Source organism: Aeromonas sp. JL9 (assembly GCF_024436075.1).
GTDB classification, from domain to species: Bacteria; Pseudomonadota; Gammaproteobacteria; order Enterobacterales; family Aeromonadaceae; genus Aeromonas; species Aeromonas veronii.
The window spans coordinates 310,354-326,427 of sequence record NZ_JANFNV010000001.1 but is presented as its reverse complement, the minus strand read 5'-3'; the positions used below and the strand labels follow the sequence as shown (position 1 = coordinate 326,427).

Genomic DNA, 16,074 nt, shown 5'->3' with positions numbered 1-16,074 from the left:
CAAGTGGCCCGGTTTGCTGACATCGTATTGCCTGATTACATGATGGTAAACGGCATGATGATGTGGAACTTGACGTCTTTCTCTGACGCAAATACGTTCGGGTATGCCCAGCTAGGCAGATCGTTGTTGTAGTCGGTGTAGTGCAGCTTGAACAGGGTGCCTTTCAGCTTACCATCCTGCACGGTATAGCTGACATCGAAGTTGGCTGCCCATTCAGTATCTTCACCGGAAGCATGCTTCTTGCCATAGCCATCCTCAATATCCCAGCCATAAGCACCGGATACACCGACAGACCAGCCAGGGGCACCAACCAAGTCATCCAGAGAACGTGTCACGCCGAAGAACAGCGCTTTTTCGTTGTTGGCGTTCCAGTCAGAGCGGGAGTCCCACCAAATTTCGTTGGCGCCCTGAGAGTTGGCGTAGCCACGGGTCAGACGGGGCAGGTAGTTGCCTTCATCACCCTCAGCCTTGGTCCACAGACCTTCCAGACGGAAGCCGTATTGGGCGTAGTTCCAAGCTGCGGTCAGCGCTTGTTGCCATGCCAGCCCATCGTAGGTCTTGCCTGAATCGCCGCCAGCAACGGTACTTGCATCAAAGTCAGATGTTTCGGAACCGTAGAATTGGTAGCTGGTGGAGAGACCGCCAATCACATCAAACTTATGAGCCAGTTTGAAGTGGTAGCTATCCATATAGTCTTTGGATTGACCGAAAGAACCGGTTACAGCAGTGCCATTTTCGAAGGTATAGCGCGCAGCGATACCATGGATGTAATCGATCTTGTATTGCTCTTCTTGCGGGCTGTAGCCAGAAACCCACGGCTTGGATTTAGCTCGTGAGAAAATTTGGGTTTCTTTGAACCATGGTGCTTTGTATTCATCTGCGATGGCGTAGGTCAGGTAGAGACCGCCAAAGTTGCCTTCGACTTGACCACCACGATAGGTACCCGGCTGATAAGACCAGTTAACACCGATAACGCCTGGAACATAGAGCTGGGTATAGCCGCCTTTGGCTGTAACACTGTCACCAAATTTGAACTTCAGAGCTGCGTTAGTGACGCTAAAACCGTTGCCGGCATTTCCATCTTTAAAGTTGTTATCCCAGTTTCTACCGGCGAAAGAAAATTCATTCTCTTGGTTGGCAGGAGAGCGATCATCGGTGAGGTCATAGGCTCCATAGCCACCCAAGTCCAATCCAACGACATTCCAAGCGTAACCGGAGTTAAAGTTCAGTGCCGCTTGAGTCGTTGCGTGACTCAGATTGGATGCGTACTCACCTGTGCCGCCAGTATCTTTGCGGTCGCGATCACGCTGGAAGTAGAACAGACCGCCGGTCAGTTTGGAGTCTTTAACGAAGGTTTCATAGGACTGGCCGTATTCCGGGCTCATCATATCCTGAGCTGCCAACGCCATACCGGGGGCGACCAGAGCGGCTACCACAGCGGCACTCAAAGCGGCGCGCTTGAAGATCACTTTTTCCATTTTTATTGCTCCTGATTTTATGGACTTAGCTTTTTTTTCCGGCAGTTGGCATCGGGCCTACCGCTCGGTATTGGCATTGCAATCAAAACCCCGAAGGGCAAAAGATCTTGTCTTGGCTACCTGCAAACCCGGATGTCTTGGCACATCTGTAGTTGGCAGTCCTGATCATCACATGTTGTTTTTTTATGTTCCGATTCTTGGCTATCGGACAACCTCAAGAGTACGTTCGCGGTGCGAAATATCAATGAAAAGTTCCCTCAACGTTTCAAAAGTATGACCGAGTGCAAATAATCATGGGCAAGGTCGTAAACCGCCTCATGGCAGGTATCACGGTGATGAGAGCGTTTTCTTGAGGCTGCGGCCAGCGCCAGTGCGGGTTTTCATCCGGTACGGCGGAAGAGGTGTCAGTTAACCTGCCGATAACAGATAATTTTGTGCCACAAAAAAACTTTCCCTCTGGTCGTAGGGAAAGTGATCTGGTGGGGATGCGGGGCGAATAGGGTTCAGCCTTGCTGGCCGAGGATGCGGGGGATCTGCTGCGCCTGATGGTGGATATGGGAGGAGACCTGCACCGAGAGCTGACTCACCTGACGGGCATGCTGATGGATACGGGTGATCAGATCGGCAAAACTGGCCAGCTTGTGTTCCTGACTTTTGGCGTTGTCGGCGCCCTGCAGGGCGATCACTGCGGTGTTGCGGGCGATCTCCCGCACTGCCTGGGTGGTCTGGCGCAGTTGTTCCGCCTGCGCCCGCTGGCGGCTTGATTCGCTGGTGATCCGGTTCAGTACAGTGCCAAGCTGTTCACCGGATTGGGTCAGACGTCCCAGAATATCGGTGATCTGGTTGAGGGATTGCTGGGTATTGGCCGAGAGGTGGCGCACCTCATCGGCAACTACGGCAAAACCGCGTCCCTGTTCCCCTGCGCGGGCCGCTTCGATGGCGGCGTTGAGGGCCAGCAAGTTGGTCTGCTGAGCGATATGACCGATCACATCGACAATGGCTGTCACATCGGCAACCGAGCGGGTGAGGGCTTGCAGCGCCTCATCGCTTTCGTCAATCGCCAGTCCTGTCTGATGAGTGGCGTGCAGCATGCTCCCCACCAGATCTTCGCTCTGGCTCATCGCCTGTTCGTTATGGTGGGCATGCTGGGCGATGTCGGCGGCGACCTGATGGACCTCTCCGGCCAGCTGGTTCAGCTCATCCATCATCTGGCCGCTCTCGTCGACCACCTGTTCGGTGGTGCGGGTGCTGTGGTGGATCTCGTCAACCTGACTGACCATCCCTTGCAGACTGAGGGATACCGCTGACAGCTGCCCCTCTTTTTGTTGTTGGTCCAGTTGCAGGCGACCGATCAGCCGGTTGTAGCTGGCAACAATATCGGCCAGCTCGTTGCGATCGCGCCCGGTAGGCAACGGCTCGGCCTGCCCCGTCTGATCGAGCTGCAGAAAGGCTCCGCGCAGTCGCAACAAGGGGGCGAGCAGCCAGCGTCGTTGCACCAGCGCAAACAGCAGGGCGACAACCACCAGGCAGAGCGCCAGCGTACCGAGGATGGTGGCCAGCTCCTGATTGACTGCTTGCCGTTCGCGGGCAAGTTGTTCCCCCATCTGTCTGGTCGCTTGCAACATGGCCATGATGTCTTGCTGCACGGTCTGGCGGCCAGCCTGTTGCTGTTGTAGCGCCGTGCGGCTGTTGGCCAGCTCCTGCGGATAGCGGCCCAGCAGCGAGCGTAATTCGCTGCGCGGTTGATCTCCCAGCTCCTTGCGTACCGGCTCCCCTAGGGTGAACTCATCGGCGGGCGCCTCTTCATACAGGCCGAGCAGCGGCAAGGCTTGCAGCGCTTGCGCCTGTTTCTGCAGCGCTTCCAGCTCGAAGCGGATCCCTGCGAGCAGCTTCTCATTGCCCTGTTCCATATAGCTTTGGCGCAAATGGGCGAGGCGCGGCAGGCCCGCCAGGATCTCGGCTGCGCCGCGGCGATATTGCTGTGCTGCGGCAGATTGTTCCGTGCTGAAGCCTTGCTCCCCATAGCGGATCAGCGCCATGGCCTGGCTGCCCAGCTCACTCTCGGCATTTTGTAGCAGCAACTGGCTGTTGCCCGAGAGCTTGCCTGCTGCCTGGTAGTCGTGCGCGATGCGCTGCGCCATCTGTTCGAGTTGCTGCCTGAGCGGGGCCGCCACGGCATCATCCTGAGCGGCCAGCGAGGAGAGCGCTTGCTGGCGGATCTTCTCCGCAGCGGTCAGTTGCTGTGGATCGCCGCTGTTGAGGTAGTCACGCAGGCTGTTTTGCAGGGTCACCGTCACCAGTTGCTGCAGCGTCTCGTGCTGATGCTGGGCCTGATTGGTATGGGCAAGCTGCTGCCAGCCGTGGTAGAGGGCCAGCGCCTGTCCTCCCGCAACCAGTAGCAAAACAAGGGAGGATAGGGTGGCGTAATGGGCGATTTTCACGGGGTAATTCCTGTCAGCACAGACCATGGGGGAGCGTGGCCCGAGCCTAAACAGGGATGATGGCGTTTTTATGACAGCATGGTCAGGTGGCCCTATTATACCGACTTAACTGGCTGGTGATGCCAGTGCTCTGTTGTGTTGGCCAAGCATACCGAGCAGGGCGCCTCCCATGATAAGTGCACCGGCCAGCAGATGGCGCGAGGTCAGTGCTTCTCCATTGAGCAACACCAGCAGCAAGGTGCTCAGCAGCGGTGTCAGGTAGGCAAGGGCACCGATCCGGCGTGGATCGCCGTCTCGCAGTGCCAGATACCAGGTCACAAAGGCCGCCCCCATCGGGCCCAGCGCCAGCCCGATGATCAGCCACCAGTCACTGGTGGGGATCTGCGCGAGTGGCAGGGGCCCCTCCAGCAGACGGGCGAGCAGCAGCGCCAGCAAACCAGCGGGCAGGCAGGCTGCCGCAGTGACCACGGCAGGGGCTGGCGGCAGACGGCGTGACAGCACCGAATAGGCCCCCCAGACGACAGCTGCACCGAGCGCCAACAGGTATCCCGGCAGATAGGTCTGCTGTAGTTGCAGCTCGCCGTTGACCATCACCAGCATGGAGCCCGCCAGACCGAAGGCGCCAGCCAGCAGGTGACGGGCATGGAGGGGATGGCCGGGCAACAACAGCGGGGTGAACAGAATGATGCAGAGCGGCCAGAGGTAGTTGATGAGGTTGGCCTCCAGCACCGGGGCGTGGCGAAAGCTCATAAAGAGCAGCAGATGGTAGAGCAGCAATGCCGTAACCGTCACCAGCCAGGTAATAGGACGAGCGCGCCATTGGCGCCAAAACGGCAAGGCCCCAACCCCGCAGAAAAACAGCACCAGCCCGACCAGCACCAGCGGTGACACGCTGGTGACCCGTGACGTCAGCGCCGCCAGCGAGGCCCACAGCACAATGGTCAGCAGTGCAAAACCGGTGGATCTATCCCACCAGGAACATCCGGACATCCAACACTCCTTTGCAAGATGAAACAGGGCTTGGCCTCAAAGACAAGCCAAAGAGAAGCAGTCTATCAGAGAGCGCATGCTCTGAACGCAGAAAGGAGAGGGTCATTACGGTTGGATGGTCGGATTCATTGTCGCCAAAAAAGACCAAGGGGTTGGCATCATGATGATGCCAACCCCTTGTTTTATATGGCGCTCCCGACTGGAGTCGAACCAGTGGCCTGTCCCTTAGGAGGGGACCGCTCTATCCTGCTGAGCTACGGGAGCTGTGTGGCGGGCATTATACAAGAAGCAACTCCCTTTTAAACCCTTGATTCTTATTCCAATACTGCCAAATCCCCATTCTGGATGTTAAACGGCGAATATTTGTTCTGGCTGCTGATGATGGCGCCATCGTCGAATACCTGTATTACCTCAAACAGGCCGTCGGCCGGGTTGCGCATCATGCGGGACTTGCCGTATGGGTCGATGAAGTCAGCGTTGTGCTGGATGCGGAACTGGTCGCCGAGTTTGACACCATTGCGCCGCCCCAGATTGATGTAGGGACCTCGCTCGTTCTGACCGACCACTCTTGCAGTGACCGGGGCACAGGTGAGCTGGGCTACCAGATCCTGAGCCGCCTGTTGCAACTGGTAGTTGACCTCCTGGCCATAACTTGACTGCCAGAACTGGCCGCTGCTGCTGCCCACTTGCTCCCGCTTGCCAAAGGTCCAGGTGGCGCGCCCTTCGTAGACCTTGCGGTTGACCAGACTGCCGTTGATGCCATCGAACAGGTAGAGCTGCATGCGAAAGTTGCGTACGGGATCCTCATACCAGCTGGTCAGCTGGTTGCCCTGCGGCTCGATGGAGAGATCGTCGATGCTGCCGAGCACCAGATACTGGCTGTCGGTACGCAGGCTGAGCGCCTTGATCTCTTCGAGGGCACTGCGATCCCCCTGTTGCAGATGCAGCGGATCGATGCGCAGGTTTTCATCCAGCCACTGGCGCACCGCGACCCCTTGCGGCGCGTTGGCGAGGGTTTCGAACAGCCGGCGTGAGAGGTTTTCCGGCATGTCGTCCATGGCGCCGTAGCTCGCTTGGTCCGGATAGCGCATCCGCAGCCTGACCAGTGTCAAATCCTTGGCGAAGTGCTGGGTCTGGCAGATCTGGCGCTCGGCCTGAATGTCGGCCACTAAGGTGATATACATGCGGCCGTTGCGCACCTCTTCCCGCTTGAGCCGGTACTGGCGAATGTCGCCGCCGGAGCGGATCTGGATCTGCTCGGATCGCAGGCTGCCATTTTCCAGACGCTGGACGCTGGAAACGGCCGCGCCGCTGGCCAGCAGCGCCTGACGCAGGGCGTCGCGGGTCGCCTGCTCGCGGGCATAGACCTCATCGCCCCCCAGAATGGCGGCGCTGCCCTGCGCTTCGATAAGCTCGGCGCGGGCGCTCAGGCTGGCCAGCAGCAGGGTCAACAGCAGCGGTAATTTCATAGCAGATACCTTGAGTTGGCGGGCAGCCGAGCCATTTTGAGGAAATGGCGCCTGCTGGCCGACATGGATCACAACACGTTCCAAGTGGCAGCGCACGTTGGCGCTGACGATGTCCATTAAAAAGCAAGAATCATGCCTCATTCCCGGCTCAAGCTTTGTCCGGCGCGTCCGATAATAAGTCAGGTGCAGATACAGGAAAGGTATCCATGAACAAACTCATCACGGCGTTGGCGCTTGCCTTGGCATTGACAGGGTGCGGCTCCGACCCTATCAATCGGGATCAGGGGGACCCCCGTCAGGCGGCGCAGGGGATGGAACTCAACTGGCTGGTGGCGCGCATGACCGATCAGCTGATGGAGCGCAAATCGCTGACCACTCTGACTGAACCCATCGCGGTGGCCTCTTTCGTCGATCTCGATACTCTGCAGGATACCAACTGGATGGGGCAGCAGATTGAGGAGAGCTTTATCTACGAGCTCAACCGCCGCGGCGAGGTGGTGGTGGACTTCAAGCTGACCGGTAGCATCAAGGTGACGCCGCAGGGGGACTTCGTGCTGAGCCGAAACTACAAGGAGCTCTCCTCCCGTTTGCCGATCTCCCGCATTCTGGTCGGCACCTTCAGCCGCAACAGCAAGGGGATCCTGGTCAACGCCCGCGTTATTGATATGCGCACCAAGATGGTGGAGACCACAGCCCAGAGCCTGATCCCGCAAAAATATCTGTTCGGTGCCAACAACTCGTTTGGTCGGGCATCGATCAATCGCGGTTATCTGATGCGTGACAGTCAGGCCCGGCCGGGCGGTCATCTGGTCAACCTGACCCCGTGAGGAGCGAGTCATGAAGATTCTGTTTGGTTGCCTGTTGGCACTCTTGCTCACCGGTTGCAGCTACAACCGGGTGGTGGATTACACCCAGGGTGGCAAGCCCGATGATTTTCCGGTGCTCAAGGCGGTGGGGTATGCGGTGATCGACATCCAGCCTGGCCCCTCCCAGTCGGAGAAAATGCTGCAAGCCATTCGCGCTTCCAAGATGGATGCCTATCGCGAGCTGGCCGAACAGCTCAATGGTCAGCAGGTGCGCGGTCAGAGCAGCTACCGCGATCTGACCCAGACCTCCAACTCGCTGGATGTCTCTGTGGCTGGGGTGGTGCGTGGTGCCCGGGTGGTGGCCTCCTATCCGCGCGGTAACACCTATGCCACCGAGATGGAGCTCGATACCCGTGCCCTCTACAACATCAATCAGTTGATGGCGGGTCAGTTCTGAGTTGATTGCCTGACCTGAAAACAGGCATCAAAACAAAAGGCGAGCAGGGTGCTCGCCTTTTGTCGTTGTGGGCTGGTTAGCTCCCCATCAGCACCGGCGGCACTGCGGTGGGTTTCACATCCTCACTCGGGTAGCAGCCAAGCACCTTGATATAGCGGGTGATCTTGGTCAGCTCCACCAGTGCGGCCTGCATCGCCGGGGTCTGCAGGTTGGCGGAGACGTCGAGGTAGAACATCTCTTCCCACGGGTTGCCCTGCACCGGACGGGACTCCAGTTTGGTCATGTTGATCTCGTGGCTGCGCAGCACCAGCAGCGCCTCGACCAGCGAACCCGGTTTCTGGGAGGTGGACATGATGAGGGTGGTCTTGGCCGGGATCTGCGGCGCCACGTCGATGGGCTTGCGCGCCACCACGATGAAGCGGCTGTAGTTCTCTTTCTGGTTGGCGAGCTGCTCGGCCAGCACATCCAGGCCATAGAGCTCGCCACCGGCGGCGCTGCCGATGGCGGCGGCCTCCGGGCTTGCCAGTTCTTTCACCTTCATCATGGCGCTGGAGGAGGAGTCGCAGATCTCGTGACGGGCCCCTTCCAGCTTGCTCAGATAGTGGGAGCACTGCTGAAACACCTGCGGGTGGGCATAGAAGGTCTTGATGCGACTCAGCTCGGTCGGGACTGCGGTGAGAATGCAGTGCTCGATGGGGTAGGTGAGCTCGCCGACGATGGAGAGGCTGGTGTGCTGCATCACGTCATAGACTTCGTTGATGGAGCCAGAGCTGGTGTTCTCGATGGGCAGCACGCCAAAGGCGGCGCGCCCCGACTCTACGGCATCCAGCACTTCGCGGAAGTTCTGGCAGTTCACCTCGATCACCTGATCCTTGTAGCGCGCCAGATATTTGCGGGCGGCCAGGCTGGAGTAGGAACCGCGCGGTCCCAGATAGGCGACGCTGGTCATCGGCTCCTGCTGCTCCGGGTTGAGCAGGCTCTGCAGATAGGCCTGCTGGGAGAGCACAGAGTCTTCGATGATGGTGTGATAGATGCGAGTGATGTACTGGGCATCCAGCCCCAGCACGCGCCCTTTCTGGATCAGGGCAACCAGCAGCTCCTGCTCCCGCTGGTGGTCACGGATGGGGCGCGGGTTGGCTTGCTTGGCACGGGCCACCTCGATGCTGAGGGTCTTGCGTTTCGCCAGCAGGGCAAGCAGCTCCTGATCCAACCGGGTGATGTCTTGTCTGATCTCGTCGAGCGTTGCCATGATTGTTCCCTATCCAAGTAATCGATTGATATTAATGCAAAAAAAAACCTCCGCTAGGGGAGGCTCAATTCGTCTTTGCTTTCTGTTCACACGACGACAGGCCTTCCCTCAAGCGGGCCGGATAAACGAGAAAGCAAAGAAGAATGGTGCGTGCATAGGTGTGTCCTTGAAGTAACGTCATAACCATTAAGGGATTTGCCGGTCTGATGCAAGTAAAACTTGCCCGCGGGCGGGGATGGGGGCAGGGTATCCGGTTAAGAAAATGACGTATGAGCGATGTTCTATTGACTCTGTTTTGATGACTGACACCCAGTGGGGGAGGTAAAGACGATGGCGATCATTTTCGATCTGGGACGGGTGGTGGTGAGCTGGGATCCGGTAGGCATAGTGCGTTCGGTGCGTGGCCCGCAAGGGGCTGAACAGTTGGCTGAGCAGCTCTTTAACCACCCGGATTGGCTGGAGGTGGACAGAGGCACCATGTCGCTCCACACCATGGCCCGGGAAGCGCAAGCGCGCACTGGCCTCTCGGCGGCACAGAATCTGGCCATTTTACAGGCAGTTCCCGCTTCCCTGCTGCCAGATCCCGCTATGCTAACCCTGATAGCCGAGCTGCACGGGGCGGGGCACACCCTGTATGCCCTCTCCAACATGGGTCATGCCAGCATCGACTGGCTGGAGCAGCATCAGGATTTCTGGCGCTTCTTCAGCGGCAAGGTGGTCTCGGCGCGGGTGCGGATGATGAAGCCGGAGCCGGATATCTACCGCTATCTGCTGGTGTCGTTCGATCTGAAACCGGCAGAGTGCATCTTCATCGATGACAGTCCCGCCAACATTGCGGCCGCCGAGGCCCTCGGTATCAGGGGGATCGTCTTTACCGACGCGGCGAGTTGCCGCCAGCAACTGGGTGAGCTGGGCTGTTTGCCCGCCACCGGCAAGGGGTGATGCCCCTCTAGGAGCACTATGGAGCATGGCCGGTTTCGCAATTGGCTCAGTCACTATCCCGAGGCGACCCTGATCATCGCCTGCAAGGATGGCAGCGGTTATCAGCTCTGTATCGAGGCGGAAGGGGAGTGCCTCTGCCTGACCGACAGCGAGGGAGGGCGCCTGACCTTCACCTCGCTGGATCAGGCGCAGGGTTTCTTGCGAGCCCATCGGGTTCACCAAGCAAGATTAAGAATTTATGACGCCCAAAATGAAGATTTAGCAGCAGAATCACAGGAAATAATCATCAAGTTTTAATTTTAACCAGACTCTTTAAGGGTCTATTCAGTTTGTTTGCCGCACAATACTGCACCTGTTCATCATCCGGAGCTGTTTAATGGGTGCCAATGTAGTTGTACTGAATCAGGGATATGATCACTCTTTTCAAGCCAGGGAACAGCTGCTGATTGAGCGACTGGCAAATTTTGACGAGCTGGTTGTCTCTTTTTCGGGACGGTTGGAATCCTGCTACAGCATCGAGCTGTGCCGCGCTGCCGGTGTGAAAATCCACGCAATTACCCTCGATAATCCGACCCGCAGTCGCAGCGAAGTGGCCCGTGCCCGCCGTTATTGCCAGCGTTATGGCATCGATCACTGGGTCATCAAGAGTGACGAGATCGTCTTTTGCGATCGCCTGCCAAATATGGAAGGGCTGATCGACCCGGTTCGCCGCATTGGTGAGTATGTGCAGACTCGTCCGGAATGGACTCATCTGCCGTTGCTGGTTCCGGCAGCGGTGGAGGAGCGTGATGATTATCTTGCCCAGTTCGGGTCTCTGCCTGCCAACTCAATCTGGTTTTTTGCCGACAACGGATTGATGCGCCGCGATTATCGTTACGGCTTCAACAAGCGTCAGCTCGGTCGTTGGGGCAAGGGGAGCAACGGTTGCCTCAGCAATCGCTTCACCAATCCACAGCAGCTTGAGCAGCGTTATCTGCGAATGGTGGATCAGGCCGAGCAGATGCTGGCCGACATGGGGCTGGACGAGGCACAGGTCTTTTTCCATACCCTGTGTGACTGCTCCACCACCCTGGCCCGGGTGCGTCTGCCCGAGCATCAGCGTGCGCAGGCTTTTGACATGCAATCGGATATTTTGTCCGCCCTCAAGGGGAGCAAGTTCGATCTGGTGACCCTGGATATGGCACAGAAAGAGCGGCACGATCTCGCCATCTAGCCTGCGGGCAAGCGATGCGGGTGCCAGAACGTGAGTGCTGTCATAGGCAAGGGGCGACGGGACTGTTTATACTGTCGCCCTTTCACCCGTTACCGAGCTTCGCCCTATGAAACCCTTCTCCCGTCTGCTGATTGCCCTGTGTCTCACTCCCGTGCTGGCACAGGCGGCTCCTCTTTCTCAGGTGACGCTGCCCGATGGTCGGCAGGTTCAGCTTAACGACGACTTCACCTGGGAGTATCTGGTGGTCAAACCGGCCGAGCCCGTGCAGGGCGTGGCTGCTGATGGGAAGGCCGGGGCCATGGTGGCCGTCGCTGCTCCGGTGCTGACCGATCAGGCCAAGGCCAATCCGGAGCTGCTTGCCCAGATAGCGCGTGACGGTGTGGTGGTCAAGCTGGACAAGATCGAGGGATCTGACCCGCTGGTGCTGACCTTTATGGTGAGCAATACCGGTACCCGCAATGTAGTCGGGGTGCGTGGCATGGTGACCCTGTTCAGTGCTGACGGAGTGCAGCTGAGCCGTCAGGAGGCCCGTTTCTGGGTTGCAGAGAACCGCCTGCCGGAGACCTATCTGCGCAAGGGGCAAGCCCGCCCGTCACTGGCCCTCGAGATCCCCCGTCCTGCCGGATTGACTGGTCAGCCGCTGGTGCGGGTCGAAATTGACGAGGTGGTCTTCCGCTGATTTTTTCGCGGATCCGGCCCATGCAAACCGTGTGGGCCGGCAACTTGTTGCCGCTGACACCCTCTGCAATATCTGCTTACATCTGACATGGTTCTGCAACAGCTTGCAGCTCGGCAAGCCGGGAACCTGATCGCACAATGACTCCATACCAGCTCGCTAGCAACGGGCCCAATCACATGGAGTTATCATCATGAAAAAAGCAACTGTCTCTCTTCTGGTTCTGGCCGGGTTTGCCTCTACTTCCGTCATGGCGCAGGATGCCTTCAGCTACGCCAAGGGTTCCGCCACCTGGGCGCACACCAAATCCGACTATCTGAACAACAACCCGCTGTTCCCACGTGATGCCAGCAATCAGGGTACTCGCGATTTTGGCGGTGTGACGCTGGATCTCTCCAAATCGTTCTCCAACAACTTCTACGGTCGTCTGCTCTCCGAGGGCACCTCTGCCCAGCACGGCAATGACAGCATGGGTATCGGCAGCCTGGGTATCGGTGTTTTCACCCCGCTTAGCACCGGCTTGAACCTCTACGGTGAAACCGGTCTGATGGGTTACACCATGGAGCGCGAGCAGGCGTATGACGTCAAGGGCTGGGATCTGGTGAGCCGCAAGAGCAGTGGCAGCATGTACGGTGAAGTCGGTTTGCGCTATGACATCGGTAATGTCGAGCTCTCCACCGCTTATCGCTACGCCAACATGACCGACGATATGCACGACTTCAAGGTGGGCGGTGCCTACAAGCTCAACCAGAACTGGGCGCTGACTGCCGATTACACCTATCGCAACTGGGATCAGCAAAAAGGTTCCATCTCCAGCCTGGGTGTGAAGTACAGCTTCTAATTCCCCTTCCCGTAGTCCGTAGTGTCTTGATTTTTACCCATGGCGTTCGCCATGGTTTTTTTCTTTTTCCGGTGATCCCTTTTTTCTCCTTGTGTCGTATCAGTCGCAAATAGTTATACAACTTTAATTTTTTTGTATAACTGCTATAACTGCTATAACTGAATCAATGCTTATACAAGGGGCGTCATCATGTACAAGATTAAAGTCGGTATCAGTGCCTGCCTGCTGGGTCAAGAGGTACGTTTCGATGGGGGCCACAAGCGCTCCAGCTTCTGTGAACGGGATCTTGGCGCTCACTTTGACTATCACCCCGTCTGTCCCGAGATGGCCATCGGTCTAGGGGCGCCTCGCGCCGCCATCCGGCTGGTCAAGCGCAACGGCGAGATCCGTGCCGAGGCGAGCAACGGCAGCTTCGATGTCACCGAAAAGCTGATTGCCTTCAGCGAGCAGAAAGCTCGCCAGCTCGACTTTATCTCCGGTTATATCCTCTGTGCCAAATCACCCAGCTGCGGCATGGAGCGGGTCAAGGTCTATGGCGCCAACAACGAGGGGAGCGCCAAGGAGGGGATTGGCCTCTTTGCCAAGGCCTTGATGGAGGCCAACCCCCTGCTGCCGGTGGAAGAGGATGGCCGCCTGTGCGACCCCATCCTGCGCGAGAACTTTGTGCTGCGGGTCTTCGCCTACCACGACTGGCAGCAACTCAGTGCCCGCGGCATCACTGCCTCTGCGCTGATCCGCTTCCACTCCCGCTACAAGTATCTGGTGCTCTCCCACGCCACCACCCACTACCGCATCCTCGGCAAGCTGCTCGGCAATCTGGGCAAGTCCACCAATTTGCAGGAGGTGGCCGACAACTACATCAAGGGATTGATGACGGCGCTGACCCTGCGGGCCAACCGCCGCAGTCACACCAATGTGCTGATGCACCTGCAGGGCTACTTCAAGCGGGTGCTGACCCCAGCCCAGAAGCAGGAGCTTGCCGATACCATCGACAAGTACCGCACTGGCATCTTCCCCTTGTTGGTGCCGCTCACCCTGATCCGCCACTACCTGCGCGAGTACCCCAATCCCTATCTCGCCGAGCAGGTTTATCTCAATCCGCACCCCGATACGCTCAAGCTGCGTTACGGGCTCTGAATCCGTTCTGTTGCCCCGGCGCATGGTTTGCGCCGGGGAGCCTTGCCCCTCTGTTTGATGGACGTTGTCATGTCTGATTTATCGCAAGAAATTGCTCCTCTCGCTGATGAGGGGATCTACCCCATTCGCGAGGTCTCCCGTCTCACCGGCGTCAACGCCGTGACCCTGCGCGCCTGGCAGCGCCGCTATGGTCTGGTGCAACCGGCCCGCACCGAAAAGGGCCACCGCCTCTACAGCGAGCAGGATATTCGCCAGATCGGCGAGATCCTGAGCTGGCTGGAGCGGGGGGTGAGCATCGGGCAGGTGAAGGGGCTCTTGAGCGAACCCCATTCCGAGCCGGTGAGCGATCACTGGCAGCAGACCCTGGAGCAGTTCAGTCAGGCGCTGCTTGCCTTCAACCAGCGCAAGGCGGAGGCTGAGCTCAACGATCTGCTGGCGAGCTACCCGTTCGAGCTGGTACGAAGCCGGGTACTGCAACCGCTGGTGGAGCGGCTGCTGGGGCTGTGGCGCGAGCGGCCGGATGGCGAGCTGCTGCAACAGGTGTGGCTGGGCTGGCTCCATACTCGCTTCGCCCGCCACCTGATCGAGCAGGAGAAGGCCGTGCCGATAACGCTGGCGAGCTGGGGACAGGTTGGCCCCCTCGATCTGGTCTGGGCCGCCTACGAGTTGATCGGTCAGGGCTATGAGGTGCAACTGCTGGGGGCGGTCGAGCCGCGCCATGCCAGCTTGCTGGAGGGGCGTGCCGTTACCCCCTGGCTGGTATTGCTGGGGGCAGGGCTTGGCAAACAGGAGCTGGCCGCCGGGTGGCCCGCAGGCACGCGCCTGTTTGGCGAACTGGGTCGTCTCTACGATGATGAGTGGCTTAAAGCCCACGGCTGGCAGGCGAACCTTGCCGAGCTGATGGCGGATGCCCCAGATGCTGCTGGTACCAGCGGACGCGGGAGGAAAAAATAATGAAACTGGTCTGGTTGCGCAATGATCTGCGCCTTGCCGACAACCCGGCACTGCGGCATGCCTGCGCCGGTGACGAACCGGTTGCCGCGCTCTTTATCATCTCCCCCACCCAGTGGCGGCAGCACAAAATGGCCCCCATCCGTCAGCGCTTTATGTTGGCGCAGGTGGATGAATTGGGCCGCGAGCTGGCGGCCCTCGGCATCCCGCTCCATCTGCTGCGAGTGGAGACTTTTGCCGAGGCGCCCGCTGCGTTGTCAGACCTCTGCCGCGAGCTGGGGGTGACCCAGCTCTATGCCAATCAGGCTATCGAGATCGACGAGCAGCGCCGCGATCACGCCGTCAGCGCCGTACTGGCAGAGCAGGCGGTGAGCTGTCACTGGCTCAACGGCTGTTGCGTATTGCCGCCGGAGCGGGTGCTGACCGGCTCGGGTGAGATGTTCAAGGTCTTCACCCCCTTCAGCCGAGCCTGGCTCAAGGCCCTCGACGAGGATGGCTTTGTTATTCACCGAGCCCCAGCGCGCCGTGGCGAGCCCTTGCCTTGGCTACCGCTGGCCGAGCGGGACTTCGTCGATGCCGCCCTTGGTGAACTGACGGCAGACCCCCGCTGGCCTGTGGGCGAGGTGGAAGCTCTGCGTCGTTTGAACATTTTTCTGGAGCAGGCGGTGCTCGACTATGGCGAGACCCGGGATTTTCCTGCCATCGCGGGTACCTCCGTGCTCTCCCCCTATCTGGCGGCGGGCATCATCAGTCCCCGCCAGTGTGTGGCGGCGCTCCAGCAGCGCCTTGGCTACCGGCCCCAGTCCAAGGCCCAGCCCGGCTTTTTCTGGCTCAATGAGCTCATCTGGCGTGAGTTCTATCGCCACCTGCTGGTGCTGATCCCGACCCTCTCCATGAATCGCCCCTTCAAACCCGAGACGGCAGCCTTGCCGTGGAGCTGGGACCCGGATGCCTTCGCCGCCTGGTGCGAGGGCCGTACCGGCTACCCCATCGTTGATGCAGCGATGCGCTGTCTCAACACCACCGGTTGGATGCACAACCGGCTTCGAATGATAGTGGCGAGCTTTCTCACCAAGGATCTCCATATCCACTGGCGGCTCGGGGAGGATTACTTCATGAGTCGGCTCATCGATGGAGATCTGGCGGCCAACAATGGCGGCTGGCAGTGGGCTGCGGGCACCGGCGCCGACGCGGCGCCCTATTTTCGGGTATTCAACCCCACCACTCAGGGGCAACGATTTGATCCACAAGGGGAGTTTATCCGTACTTGGGTAACTGAACTGGCCGATATTCCCGCCGCTTATGTGCATCAGCCCCACGATTGGCTGCGACTCAAGGGGCGACAGGATTATCCGGCTCCCATGGTGGATCACGCCGTTGCCCGGGTGAGAGCCATCGAGATGTTTCGCTCTCTGGAGAAATAG

15 protein-coding genes, 1 tRNA gene and 1 other annotated feature are annotated in these 16,074 nt (G+C 58.9%); of the genes, 10 read left to right on the top strand and 6 right to left on the bottom strand.

The genetic code is table 11. The features are described 5' to 3' along the window. Positions 1 to 35 precede the first annotated feature (35 nt). The 5 genes from NOM06_RS01545 to NOM06_RS01525 all read right to left on the bottom strand — a co-directional run bounded on the left by NOM06_RS01545 (position 36) and on the right by NOM06_RS01525 (position 6,378). Complete coding sequence (locus NOM06_RS01545; RefSeq protein WP_255909365.1) at positions 36 to 1,478, bottom strand: OprD family outer membrane porin; 1,443 nt, start codon at positions 1,476 to 1,478, stop codon at positions 36 to 38. A gap of 503 nt (positions 1,479 to 1,981) precedes the next feature. Continuing rightward, the gene (locus NOM06_RS01540) at positions 1,982 to 3,919 is read right to left on the bottom strand and encodes a methyl-accepting chemotaxis protein (RefSeq protein ID WP_255909364.1); all 1,938 of its coding nucleotides are present in this window, start codon (positions 3,917 to 3,919) and stop codon (positions 1,982 to 1,984) included. A 105-nt stretch (positions 3,920 to 4,024) separates the two neighbouring features. Further along, positions 4,025 to 4,909, bottom strand: coding sequence for a DMT family transporter (locus tag NOM06_RS01535; RefSeq protein ID WP_255909363.1), 885 nt, complete (start codon positions 4,907 to 4,909; stop codon positions 4,025 to 4,027). A 187-nt stretch (positions 4,910 to 5,096) separates the two neighbouring features. After that, positions 5,097 to 5,173 (bottom strand) — tRNA-Arg (locus NOM06_RS01530). Positions 5,174 to 5,223: 50 nt separating this feature from the next. Continuing rightward, positions 5,224 to 6,378, bottom strand: coding sequence for a flagellar assembly protein FlgT (locus tag NOM06_RS01525; RefSeq protein ID WP_255909362.1), 1,155 nt, complete (start codon positions 6,376 to 6,378; stop codon positions 5,224 to 5,226). A 206-nt stretch (positions 6,379 to 6,584) separates the two neighbouring features. Between NOM06_RS01525 and NOM06_RS01520 the strand changes: the two genes are divergently transcribed. Further along, on the top strand, positions 6,585 to 7,205 hold the full coding sequence (locus tag NOM06_RS01520; protein WP_005338718.1) for a FlgO family outer membrane protein: 621 nt from the start codon (positions 6,585 to 6,587) through the stop codon (positions 7,203 to 7,205). A gap of 10 nt (positions 7,206 to 7,215) precedes the next feature. Beyond that, complete coding sequence (locus tag NOM06_RS01515) at positions 7,216 to 7,641, top strand: LPP20 family lipoprotein (protein ID WP_005349622.1); 426 nt, start codon at positions 7,216 to 7,218, stop codon at positions 7,639 to 7,641. A gap of 76 nt (positions 7,642 to 7,717) precedes the next feature. Here NOM06_RS01515 and pheA read toward each other — a convergent pair whose 3' ends face one another. Next, the gene (gene pheA, locus NOM06_RS01510) at positions 7,718 to 8,890 is read right to left on the bottom strand and encodes a prephenate dehydratase (RefSeq protein WP_005343631.1); all 1,173 of its coding nucleotides are present in this window, start codon (positions 8,888 to 8,890) and stop codon (positions 7,718 to 7,720) included. Between the two features lie 38 nt (positions 8,891 to 8,928). After that, positions 8,929 to 9,050 (bottom strand) — a sequence feature (Phe leader region). 170 nt (positions 9,051 to 9,220) lie between these two features. On the opposite strand from pheA, the gene NOM06_RS01505 reads away from it, so the two are divergent. The 8 genes from NOM06_RS01505 to phrB all read left to right on the top strand — a co-directional run bounded on the left by NOM06_RS01505 (position 9,221) and on the right by phrB (position 16,074). Further along, the gene (locus NOM06_RS01505) at positions 9,221 to 9,832 is read left to right on the top strand and encodes an HAD family phosphatase (protein WP_255909361.1); all 612 of its coding nucleotides are present in this window, start codon (positions 9,221 to 9,223) and stop codon (positions 9,830 to 9,832) included. An 18-nt stretch (positions 9,833 to 9,850) separates the two neighbouring features. After that, the gene (locus NOM06_RS01500; RefSeq protein WP_069554313.1) at positions 9,851 to 10,129 is read left to right on the top strand and encodes a DUF6482 family protein; all 279 of its coding nucleotides are present in this window, start codon (positions 9,851 to 9,853) and stop codon (positions 10,127 to 10,129) included. Positions 10,130 to 10,208: 79 nt separating this feature from the next. Next, on the top strand, positions 10,209 to 11,045 hold the full coding sequence (locus NOM06_RS01495; RefSeq protein WP_255909360.1) for a hypothetical protein: 837 nt from the start codon (positions 10,209 to 10,211) through the stop codon (positions 11,043 to 11,045). A gap of 106 nt (positions 11,046 to 11,151) precedes the next feature. Continuing rightward, positions 11,152 to 11,724, top strand: coding sequence for a DUF3157 family protein (locus tag NOM06_RS01490; RefSeq protein WP_255909358.1), 573 nt, complete (start codon positions 11,152 to 11,154; stop codon positions 11,722 to 11,724). A 190-nt stretch (positions 11,725 to 11,914) separates the two neighbouring features. Then, positions 11,915 to 12,562 (top strand): autotransporter, encoded by a 648-nt coding sequence (locus NOM06_RS01485; protein ID WP_255909356.1) that lies wholly within the window; start codon positions 11,915 to 11,917, stop codon positions 12,560 to 12,562. Positions 12,563 to 12,751: 189 nt separating this feature from the next. Next, the gene (locus NOM06_RS01480; protein WP_255909355.1) at positions 12,752 to 13,699 is read left to right on the top strand and encodes a DUF523 and DUF1722 domain-containing protein; all 948 of its coding nucleotides are present in this window, start codon (positions 12,752 to 12,754) and stop codon (positions 13,697 to 13,699) included. A gap of 69 nt (positions 13,700 to 13,768) precedes the next feature. After that, the gene (locus NOM06_RS01475; protein WP_255909354.1) at positions 13,769 to 14,653 is read left to right on the top strand and encodes a MerR family transcriptional regulator; all 885 of its coding nucleotides are present in this window, start codon (positions 13,769 to 13,771) and stop codon (positions 14,651 to 14,653) included. Further along, positions 14,653 to 16,074, top strand: a complete 1,422-nt coding sequence (gene phrB, locus NOM06_RS01470; protein WP_255909352.1) for a deoxyribodipyrimidine photo-lyase — start codon at positions 14,653 to 14,655, stop codon at positions 16,072 to 16,074. Before NOM06_RS01475 ends, phrB begins: the two co-directional genes overlap by 1 nt.